This is a genomic window from Dietzia sp. SLG310A2-38A2 (assembly GCF_014145095.1).
In the GTDB taxonomy this organism is placed as follows: domain Bacteria; phylum Actinomycetota; class Actinomycetes; order Mycobacteriales; family Mycobacteriaceae; genus Dietzia.
This window is the reverse complement of the sequence record NZ_JAALDX010000168.1, coordinates 1-10,201: the sequence shown is the minus strand read 5'-3', so window position 1 is coordinate 10,201 and position 10,201 is coordinate 1. Positions and strand designations below refer to the sequence as shown.

The 10,201-nt window shown below is 68.6% G+C and carries 11 protein-coding genes; 7 read left to right on the top strand and 4 right to left on the bottom strand.

Translation table 11 applies throughout. The annotated features are described in order from the left end of the window. From G6027_RS06645 to G6027_RS06635, 3 genes are all read left to right on the top strand, one after another. The coding region (locus tag G6027_RS06645) for a prephenate dehydratase domain-containing protein (RefSeq protein ID WP_277612314.1) at window positions 1–608 on the top strand (608 nt) is incomplete at its 5' end. Beyond that, window positions 605–1,237, top strand: a complete 633-nt coding sequence (locus G6027_RS06640) for a histidine phosphatase family protein (protein ID WP_182636484.1) — start codon at window positions 605–607, stop codon at window positions 1,235–1,237. The genes G6027_RS06645 and G6027_RS06640, both read left to right, overlap by 4 nt. A 614-nt stretch (window positions 1,238–1,851) precedes the next feature. Continuing rightward, window positions 1,852–3,315 carry a stealth family protein gene (locus G6027_RS06635; protein WP_241726883.1) on the top strand — a complete coding sequence of 488 codons (1,464 nt, stop codon included), beginning with the start codon at window positions 1,852–1,854 and terminating at the stop codon, window positions 3,313–3,315. Here G6027_RS06635 and G6027_RS06630 read toward each other — a convergent pair. The 3 genes from G6027_RS06630 to G6027_RS06620 all read right to left on the bottom strand — a co-directional run bounded on the left by G6027_RS06630 (window position 3,294) and on the right by G6027_RS06620 (window position 5,960). Continuing rightward, window positions 3,294–4,247, bottom strand: coding sequence for a phosphodiesterase (locus G6027_RS06630; protein WP_182636482.1), 954 nt, complete (start codon window positions 4,245–4,247; stop codon window positions 3,294–3,296). The two genes, G6027_RS06635 and G6027_RS06630, sit on opposite strands and share 22 nt — an antisense overlap. Before the next feature lie 250 nt (window positions 4,248–4,497). After that, a complete protein-coding gene (locus G6027_RS06625) occupies window positions 4,498–4,848 on the bottom strand; it encodes a metallopeptidase family protein (RefSeq protein ID WP_182636481.1) in 351 nt (116 codons plus the stop codon). Then, the gene (locus G6027_RS06620; RefSeq protein ID WP_241726881.1) at window positions 4,845–5,960 is read right to left on the bottom strand and encodes a septum formation family protein; all 1,116 of its coding nucleotides are present in this window, start codon (window positions 5,958–5,960) and stop codon (window positions 4,845–4,847) included. The genes G6027_RS06625 and G6027_RS06620 overlap by 4 nt, the downstream gene beginning before the upstream one ends. Before the next feature lie 142 nt (window positions 5,961–6,102). Between G6027_RS06620 and G6027_RS06615 the strand changes: the two genes are divergently transcribed. After that, complete coding sequence (locus tag G6027_RS06615) at window positions 6,103–6,450, top strand: ankyrin repeat domain-containing protein (RefSeq protein WP_206682168.1); 348 nt, start codon at window positions 6,103–6,105, stop codon at window positions 6,448–6,450. 112 nt (window positions 6,451–6,562) lie between these two features. Further along, window positions 6,563–7,825, top strand: a complete 1,263-nt coding sequence (gene serS / locus G6027_RS06610) for a serine--tRNA ligase (protein ID WP_182636479.1) — start codon at window positions 6,563–6,565, stop codon at window positions 7,823–7,825. A 39-nt stretch (window positions 7,826–7,864) separates the two neighbouring features. On the opposite strand, the gene G6027_RS18670 is transcribed toward serS, so the two are convergent. Further along, window positions 7,865–8,383 (bottom strand): hotdog fold thioesterase, encoded by a 519-nt coding sequence (locus tag G6027_RS18670; RefSeq protein WP_182636478.1) that lies wholly within the window; start codon window positions 8,381–8,383, stop codon window positions 7,865–7,867. 60 nt (window positions 8,384–8,443) lie between these two features. Between G6027_RS18670 and G6027_RS06600 the strand changes: the two genes are divergently transcribed. Continuing rightward, entirely contained in the window at window positions 8,444–9,265 is an 822-nt protein-coding gene (locus tag G6027_RS06600; RefSeq protein ID WP_182636477.1) for a 1-acyl-sn-glycerol-3-phosphate acyltransferase, read from the top strand. Next, window positions 9,262–10,092: an HAD-IIB family hydrolase gene (locus G6027_RS06595; protein WP_182636476.1), complete on the top strand. Its 831-nt coding sequence runs from the start codon at window positions 9,262–9,264 to the stop codon at window positions 10,090–10,092. Before G6027_RS06600 ends, G6027_RS06595 begins: the two co-directional genes overlap by 4 nt. Window positions 10,093–10,201: the final 109 nt, after the last annotated feature.

The window sequence follows — 10,201 nt, the reverse complement described above, 5'->3', positions numbered from 1 at the left end:
AGGTGCGCCGCTGGGTCGGCGTGAACCTGCCGCGCGCCCACATCGAGACCACCTCGTCCACTGCGGCGGGAGCCGAACAGGTGGCGGCGGGTGACGCCGACGCCACCGCCGCGCCCGCGCGAGCCGGAGAGATCAACGGCCTCGTCCCACTCGCGGAGAACGTGGCCGATGTGGGTGGGGCACGCACCCGGTTCGTCCTGGTGGGCCGGCCGGGGCCTCCGCTCGGGCGCACCGGACACGATCGGACCTGTGTGGTCTTCGGGTTGCCGCACGAGCCGAACTCGCTGGTCCAGGCCCTCACGGAGCTGTCGATCCGCGACATCGACCTCACCCGGATCGGCTCACGACCCACTCGCGTCGAGCGGTTCACCTACCTCTTCCACGTGGACCTCGTCGGTCACATCGACGACCCCGTGGTGGCCGAGGCGTTGGCGGCACTGCACCATCGGACGGCCGACCTGCGCTTCCTCGGATCGTGGCCCGTCGCGGACGGTGTCGGCGCCGGTTCCGCACCTCCGGACCGCTCCGAGGCGCTCGACTGGATCGACGGTCTCCGGCACGGCGTCGATGAGAACGGTGTCGATGAGAACGGGGTCGACGAGCGGTGAGCGCGCGACTGCACCTGGTCCGGCACGGGCAGACCCCGTCCAACGTCGCCGGCGCCCTGGACACCGCCCTGCCCGGCGCTCCCCTCACCGACCTCGGGCGGGACCAGGCGCGGACGGTGGGCGCCGAACTCGCCGCATCCGGCATCGCACCGAGCGTGATCCTCAGCTCCGAGGCGGCGCGTGCCCGCGAGACCGCCGGACTGATCGCCGACGCGACGGCGCTGCCCACCCAGGCCGTGCCGGGGATCTACGAGGTGCAGGCCGGTCAGTACGAGATGAGGACCGGCACCGAGGCGTTGCTGGCGTACAACCGGGTCGTGCGGGACTGGCTGGAGGACGGTGACCTCACCTCGTGCCTGCCTGGGGGCGAGAGCGCGCTGGCCGTGCAGGAGCGCGCGATGCCGTTGGTGACGGAGCTCCGCGAGAGCCACCTCGACAACGGCATCGACGTGGTGCTGGTGGTGCACGGCACCCTCATGCGGATGATCGCGGTGTTCGCCGGCGCCGTGCCCTCACAGTGGGCGCTGGTCAACCGGATCCCCAACTGCGGGGTCATCGAGTTGGCGCCGGATCGCGGCGGGTGGTCCTGCGAGCGGTGGGGCGATCACCTCGGACGCCCGGAGTTCTGAGGGGGCGCGGGTCCGGAGGGGCACGGTCCGGGTGAGCGTGGAATGCGGGTCCTCCGAAGTACTGTCTCGCCCCTTCCGCGGCAGTGCCACTGAGAGCCGATCTGATGCTGCCGCTGCTCGGGGCGTTCGCCGAGTTCGAACGAGCCATCATCCGTGAACGCCTGAAGCCAGTGCCTACGAGCCAGAGTCCGACCAGTCGGCGAGAACGCAGGCAGTCACTACTCCGAAGCCGTGGATGGTCGCGGCACGGTATCGGCGTGCCCGGGCCAGTCCGATGGTGTCCGCCACGTGAAGCTGCAAGAAGCCGCGCCGTGCGGGCATGGTGGGCAGACCATAGAGCTATCATCGCCCCAAACCGACGGTTCGGATGCTGTTTGCGCTGGTCAAGGGTACAGTGTGGGTCTACGTCAGCGTGTTCGCGCTCGAAAGGATGTCCGGTCATACACTCTTCTGCCCCTCAAGATGTCTATTTCCTACCGCCGGAGCAGAAGACCCACGATCCGGTCAAGCAGCCGAGCGCGGCCTTTCGGTCTCGCCTGCGCGACGCTCCCGGAGTCGTCCAGTCCCGGGGCCGATTCGCCCAGGCGATAACCACGACCACCCCGCATGAGGCCATGATCGAGGACCTCTTGTTCATCCGTGCGGCGCTCGATGCCGCCCGGATCGATTACCTGCTGGTGCGGGGAAATGACGAGCGTCCGGTACTCGCCGTTGATCAAGCACTCGGGGCAACCCTGGCCGAGGTTCTCGCACGCGCATCTGCCCGGCAACCGTTCTACTCCAAAACGGTCGATGACCAGCGACGACGAACGGTTCTCGTCGCAGAGGGGGCCCTTTCCCCGAGCCCGGAAGCCCGCATCTTTCGATTGTTTCGGCCGAGGGTGGAGTTGCGCAGCGACCTTCGGTACGGCGCGAATACGGGGGTCCAGATCGAACTGTGGTCGTTCGCGGAGGACAGGATCGTGCTGCCGGTCGAGAATTCGTTGACGCGCCGCACGATCTCGTCCAGCGAGGCGACGCGCAGTACCGTTGAACGCTTCGGGATGATCTGGCCGACGATCGAGAACATGTTCGCACCGCATGCCTCCGACATCGATTTTGACATCGACCTGATTTTTTCCTGGGTGGACGGCTCGGATGTCGAATGGCAACGACGCCGCGCCGAGCGGATGGTGAGCCACGTGGTGGGTTTCGGCGACGACTCCGCGGCGCGGTTCCGACAGGTCGACGAGCTCCGCTATGCGTTGCGCTCTGTGCACATGTACGCCCCCTGGATCCGGCGCATTTTCGTCGCTACCGACTCAGCGTGCCCTGACTGGCTCGCAGACGATCCGCGGGTCCGATTCGTGCGGAGCGAAGAGTTCTTCGCGGACCAGTCCGTGCTGCCCACTTACAATTCCCAGGCCGTCGAGAGTCAGCTGCATCGGATTCCCGGCCTCTCCGAGCATTTCCTGTACTCGAACGATGATATGTTCTTCGGTCGCCCGGTACGGCCTGACATGTTCTTTTCTCCCGGCGGCATCAGCATGTTCATCGAGGACGACACGCGAATCGGGCTGGGGCTCAACAAAGATGAGCGCAGCGGTTTCGAGAACTCGGCGCGAGTGAACCGCCGCCTGTTGCAGGACAGATTCGGATCGCTAACGACCAGGCACTTGGCGCACGCTCCGACCCCGCTGCGCAAATCGGTCATGGCGGAGATGGAGCGGGAGTTTCCCGAGGAGTTCGTCGCCACTGCGGCCAGTAGGTTCCGGAAAAGTGACAACATCTCGGTGACCAACTCGCTCTATCACTATTACGCGTTGATGAGTGGACGGGCCGTGGTACAGAAGTCCGCTCGTCACCGGTATATCGATACCACCACCAACGCTGGCTTACGCAAGTTGCAGTCGCTGCTGGAAAAGCGCAAGGCGGACTTCTTCTGCCTCAACGACAGTTCCACCTCCGAGGTCGACCCGGCGACCCGCGCTCGGGTCATGACCCGATTTCTTCGCGACTACTTTCCCATCCCTGCACCGTGGGAGACGGCTTCCTCCGGGGGAGACGCCGAGGGGCCTCAGGGGACCAGTGAGTCCTGAACCGAAGGATGAACCTCGATCGGGGCTCGCTGCTGCTCGGGTTCACCGGCGGTCTCTGGTATCCGGACGCCGGCCGCCGCCAGGCGGTGTACGGTTTCGGCGGCCGACACCGGTTCGCCGACCGTGGCGTGCGAACCGATCGGCACCACCGAGTGCACGATCGTCTCGGGGAAGATGTGCACCAGGTTGAATCCCTGCGCCCCGTCGCGGCCGCGCTGCGATCCGACAGGTGCGTTGAGGTCTTGTGTGTAACACGTCGCTGCAGCGACCGAAACGGGTATTCCGGCGAACAATGCCGTCGTCGAGTAATGCATGTGTCCGGCCAGGATGGCCCGAACGTCGCTGCCCCTCAGCACCTGCATCAATCGGGCTTGGTCACGCAATTCGACCAGCACGGCGAGGTCTTGCACGCACGGCACCGGAGGATGGTGCATCGTCAGTATCGTGCCGTGCGGAGCCGGGGTCTCGAGCTGTTCGGCCAGCCACTGCAGTTGCGAGTCGTCCAGTTCTCCGTGATGGTGGCCCGGTACTGAACTATCGAGGGTGATCACCCGCAAGCCGTCGAGGTCATATGCGCGATCGACGGGGCCGTCGTCCGGCATCTCCTCGAGCAGTGTGCCGCGAAAGTGAGCACGGTCATCATGATTTCCCATCGCCCATATCACCTGCGCACCAAGCTCTGCGGCGATCGGTTCCACCAATGCCTTGAGTCGGGTATACGCCGCGGGCTCGCCCCCGTCCGCCAAATCGCCGGTGAACACCAGTGCATCGAGTCGGACCCGTGAGGCTCGGAGATCGTCGAAGATCTGACGCAGCCGCGCTTCGGCGTCGAGTTGCCCGTATAGAAGGCCCTGGGCGACGAAATGCGTATCACTCAAATGCGCCACAAGGTGCGTCGGGCGACCGTACTCAGCGTCCCGAATCTCGCTCATATGCTCCACCGTAGTCATCGTTCATCCAAAGCCCAGCACCAACCGGATTTCCGCAGGTGGCAGGCATGTTCAGGAGCCGGGTTGACCCCTGTGAGTGCACGCTGCGCGGTGCGGAGGAAGAACCTGCGGCCCCCGCCGGCGCCAAGGGCGAAGTACTTCGCCGGGAGAGGCTCTACGATTCGCACGTGAAGGAATGGCGGGCCGCGATCAAGGCCGGCACCCTGGGCGGGTCGAAGAAGTCAGGCCCCGATCAGCCCCAGCCGAGGGCGTGCAGGGTGTGTTCCTCGATCCCGAAGTGGTGGGCGATCTCGTGGATGACCGTCACCGCCACCTCATGGACCAGTTGCTCCTCGGTGGAACAGAAGTCGCACAGCGCGCCCCGGAAGATCGTGATGGTGTCGGGCAGGAAGCCCGAGTAGGTGGTGTCACGCTCGGTCAACGCCACGCCCTCGTACAGACCCAGGAGGCCCGGTTCCTCCGGATGGCGGTCGGCGATCAGGACCACCACGTTGTCCATCGCGGTGAACAACGCGTCCGGCACGGAGTCCAGCGCGTCGTCGACGAGCGACTCGAACCGCGACTCGGTCACGACGATGCTCACGGTGTGCCGCCGGGGATCGGGACGGACACCGTCCCGGGATCCGGATCGGTCGGTGTTCCGGGCGTCCCCTGGCCGACCCCTGGTGGTGGGACCTCGGTGGTGGTGGGGGCCACCGGGGTGGATCCGTCGATCAGGACGCCCTGCCGCGCGGAGCCGCGCAGCACCGCGAAGGGCCCGGGGTCGGCAGTCCTCATCAGTCCGCAGTTGACGGTGCGGCTCCCGGTCGCCCACGAGATCTGCGAGATCGGGTTGACGAGCGTGGAGATGAGGGTGGTCCGGCGCAGGGCCTCGCCATCTCCCAGGTAGGCCGTCCCGGCAGCGAGGCAGGCGTCGGCGGTGAGTTCGGACTGCACTCTCGGCTCAGGCGGGGTGGGCGCCTCCGGGAAGATCCCTGAGACGTCGACATCGGAGACCACCTCGATCGCGTGGTCGTCCGAACACGGCACCGGTGCGCCGGGCAGACCCTCGTCGGTGAATCCCAGGCAGGTGCCGGGGTCCCACCGTCGGTGCTGGTCCGATTCGGCGAACACCCCTGTCGAGGTGGTCGAGCGACCGTCGAGTTCGGCTGCGGCGACGCCGCACAACACCGTGTGGTCGCCCTTGGCCCACCCCTCCTCGGACGGGGGTACGACCAGGCCGGTGAACCGGCCCGCCGGGTCGACCTCCCGGCCCCCCGCGTAGCGGGTGATCAGCGGCATGCAGCGATCGGTGCCGACCGGGGCCAGCCTCGAGTTGTCCGGGAGCGGGGTGTTCTCGCCGAACCCGGGTACCCCGGAGAGGTCGATCCGGCCGGCGACCTCGAAGCGGTGGGGTTCGGCGCAGTCGACGGTCGTGAACGCGGTGACGCGGTCGGCGGCGTCGACCTGCCAGGTCAGACACGTTCCCGGGGTCGCGTCGGCGTAGGCGGGCCCGGACAGCGTCCTCGGGTCCACCTGCGGGACGATGGCCGCGATCCGCTCCGCCGTCGCGGAGTTCGGATCACCCATGGCCGAGGCCATGAGCCCACCGGTGATCGCCCCGCCGGACAGGGTCGCGACGAGTGAGGCCATGACCGCGCCCCGGGTCCGGAGCAGTGACCGGCCCGGGTGTCGTGATCGCGAGGAAGTGATCATCGCATCCATGATGCCGCAACTTCGCCTCCCCGATAGGATTCAGGGCATGAGCGGACAGAACCGAGACGAGGCCGGCGGCCCGGACAGCGGAACCCGCGCGCCGCGCGAGGGGGTCGACGCGGAGGTCCTCGAGTTCGCACAGATGCTCTTCCAGCTCGCCCGGGACGGCGAGACCGAACGGCTGGCCGCCTACGTCGACGCGGGGGTGAGCCCGGACCTGACGAACGAGCGCGGTGACGCGCTGCTCATGCTGGCCGCCTACAACGGGCACCCCGACACCGTCCGGGCCCTGCTCGCCCGCGGCGCGGACGTCGACCGCGCGAACGACCGCGGTCAGACTCCGCTCGCGGGCGCGGTGTTCAAGGGGTACGGCGAGGTGGTCCGGGTGCTGTTCGAGGGCGGCGCGGACCCCAACGGAGGCACACCCACGGCGGTCGACACCGCCCGGATGTTCGAGAAGGACGCCTTCCTCGAACTTTTCGGCGTCTGAGCCGGACCGGATCCGCTTCCCTTCCGCCGGGTCCGCTCCCCGCACGCGGCGGCGGATGTGTGGTCGCGGTAGCGGATTCGGGTGGTGGGACGGGGCCGCTAGGCTGGTCGCCGTGATCGATCTCAAGCTGCTCCGCGAGAACCCCGACCTCGTCCGCGATTCCCAGCGCACCCGCGGCGAGGACCCCTCGCTGGTCGACAGACTGCTTGCGGCCGATGAGTCCCGCCGGTCGTCGATCTCCGCCGCGGACGGGGCGCGAGCCGAGCAGAAGGCGCACGGCAAGAAGGTCGGGCAGGCGTCGCCGGAGGACCGCCCCGCTCTGCTCGAGGCGGCGGGTGCGCTCAAGCAGGCGGTCAAGGACGCCGAGGAGGCGGAGAAGTCCGCCGCGGCCGAGGTCGATCGGATCCAACGACTGCTCTCCAACGTCGTGGAGGCGGGGACCCCCGCCGGCGGTGAGGACGACTTCGTGGAGATCGAGCGGATCGGCGAGATTCCGACCTTCGACTTCGAGCCGAAGGACCACCTCGAGCTCGGCGAGAGCCTGGGACTACTGGACATGGAGCGCGGCGCCAAGGTCTCGGGCGCGCGCTTTTACTTCCTCACCGGCTACGGCGCCCTCCTGCAGCTGGGCATGCTGCAGCTGGCGGCGCAGAAGGCCACCGCCAACGGATTCACGCTCATGATCCCGCCGGTCCTGGTGCGCCCGGAGATCATGCAGGGCACCGGCTTCCTGGGCGCCCACGCCGATGAGATCTACCGGCTCGAGGCCGACGACCTCTACCTGGTGGGCACCTCCGAGGTCGCGCTCGCCGGCTACCACCAGGGCGAGATCCTGGACCTGGCGGACGGGCCCAAGCGCTACGTCGGCTGGTCCTCCTGTTTCCGGCGCGAGGCCGGCAGCCACGGCAAGGACACCCGCGGCATCATCCGCGTGCACCAGTTCGACAAGGTCGAGATGTTCTCCTGGTGCAGGCCGGAGGAGGCCCACGAGGAGCACCTGCGGCTCCTGGGCTTCGAGAAGGAGATGCTGAAGGCCATGGGACTGCCCTTCCGGGTGATCGACATCGCCGGCGGAGATCTCGGGTCGTCCGCCGCACGGAAGTACGACTGCGAGGCGTGGGTCCCGACCCAGGGTGCCTACCGGGAGCTCACGTCCACGTCCAACTGCACGACGTTCCAGGCCCGCCGGCTGGGTGTGCGCTACCGGGGCGAGGGGGGCAAGCCCCAGACCGCCGCCACCCTGAACGGCACGCTGGCCACCACTCGATGGCTCGTGGCGATCCTGGAGAACCACCAGCAGGCGGACGGGTCCGTGGTCGTGCCCGAGGCGCTGCGGCCGTTCGTCGGCAAGGACGTGCTCGAGCCGCCCCGCTAGTCGTGATGACCGGGGCGGCGTCGTCCTGCCGCCCCTGGGTCAGGGGCGGAAGAGCATCATCACGCCGCTCGCGCTGGCGCACGTCCGCCCGTCGGTGTCGAGGACCTTGGCCTGCACGACGCACGTCGACCGACCCACGTGCTCGACCTCGGCGTGGATCGTCGCGGGGGTCTTCTCCAGCCTGAGCGCGCGGATGTACCGGACCGTCAGGTCGAGCGTGCTGTAGCCCACGCCCTCGTCGACGACCGTCGCGGTGGCGTAGCCCAGGGCGGAGTCGACCCACCCCGAGACGATCCCGCCGTGCACGGTCCCCCCGTTGTTCAGTGCCCACTCGCCGGGTGTGGCGGTCATGGTGACCACGCGATCGGAGGCTGACGAGAGTGCCAGGCCGAGGGTGTGCGCGCCGGGGGAGAGGTGGCGCTCGCCGTCGATGATCCTCCGCAGGGCGTCCAGACCCGCGTGCGGGCTGCGCTCGGAGGCGGTGGGCAGCGGCGGCCACGAATAGTGGCGGCTGCGCGCCGCGGGGTCGACCGAATCGAAGGGCTCGTCGTCATCCACCCCGCCGAACCTACCGGCAGCGGATCACACCGCCGGGGGTGGGCCGCTACGCTGGGGGCCGTGGAGCTGCTCTATACGGGGATCATCGGGTTCGCCCGGACAATGTTCAAGGTCCAGGGACTGGACATCACGATGCGCGGCGAGCGCAACTTCCCCGAGGTCGGCGGGGCCGTGGTGGTGATGAACCACACCGGGTACCTCGACTTCGTCTACGGCGGCATCCCGGCGCGTCTGCACAAGCGGTTCATCCGCTACATGGCCAAGGTCGAGGTGTTCGACCACAAGATCTCCGGGCCGATCATGCGGGAGCTCAAGCACATCCCGGTGGACCGCACGGCCGGAAAGGCGTCGTTCGACGAGGCGGTGGACCGGCTCAGGGCCGGTGAGCTGGTGGGCGTGTTCCCCGAGGCCACCATCAGCCGCAGTTTCGAGGTCAAGGGCTTCAAGTCCGGTGCGGTGCGGATGGCGCTCGCCGCCGACGTGCCGATCATCACCGTGACCCTGTGGGGTTCGCAGCGGGTGTGGACCAAGGGCCTGCCCAAGAAGCTGGTGCGCCCGAAGGTGCCGATCATGATGGAGGTCGGCGAGCCGACTCCGGCCTACGAGCCGGTGGAGGAGTGCACCGAGGAACTGCGCTCGCGGATCCAGGCCACACTCGAACGGCTGCAGGATGAGTACGCGCAGCGCTACGGTCCGTACCCGCCCGGTGCGAACTGGGTCCCGGCCCGTCTGGGTGGTTCGGCCCCGACCCTGGAGCAGGCCACCGCCCTCGACGAGGCCGAGCACGCCGAGCGGATGCGCCGGCGGGCGGAGAAGGCAGTGGATCCGTCGGCCGACGCCTCCGACGCCCCGAAGGGACCGGCGGGCCCGGACGCTCCGTGACCCGTTCCAGACCCCTGCTCGTCGCCACGGACGTCGACGGGACCCTGCTCGGGACCGATAGCCTCATCCCGGAGGCCAACCGGGCCGTCGTGGCGGACCTCGTTTCGGACGGGGCGACGTTCGTCCTGGCCACCGGGCGCCCCCCGCGGTGGCTGGACCAGGTCGTCGACCAGTTGCCGGTCGCGCCGCTCGCGGTCTGCGCGAACGGCGCGGTGATCATGGACACCGACACCGGCGAGTTCCTGTCCACCCGGCTGCTCGAATCGGACACTCTCGCCGCGATCGACGAGGTCCTGCGTCGGAGGCTCCCACACAGCGGTATTGCGGCCGAACGGCTGGGCACCGACGCGGCGGACGCCGACTTCGTGGCCAGCCCGGACTACGAGCACGCATGGATCCACCCCGCACATCTGGAGGTGGGGCACGCCGAGGTGCTCTCCACGCCGGTCCTCAAACTGCTGGCCCGGGTTCCGGGGATGCCCAGCGCCGACATGGTGGCCGCGCTCCGCGGCGAGGTCGACCACCTGGCCGACGTCACCTACTCCACGACCGACGGGCTGATCGAGTTCGCGGCCCGCGGTGTGACCAAGGCCAGCGGCCTGGCGGAGATCGCCGCTGCCACGGCGGCGTTCACAGCCGTGCCGTCCGCGGTCCCGGTGACGGTCGCCTTCGGCGATATGCCCAACGACCTGGAGATGCTGCGGTGGGCCGACCACGGGGTGGCGATGGGCAACGGCATCCCATCGGTGCACGCCGCGGCCGACGAGGTCACGCTGACCAACGACGAGGCGGGGCTGGCGCACGTGCTGCGCCGCTGGTGGGTCTGAGCTGACAGCCCCCGGCCGCGCTCCCGGGTTCGTGAATTGTCTGCGCGGACCGGTCCCCACCACTTCCCCGGTGTGCCCGCCGCCCCCGTCAACGGGGGCGGCGGGCACA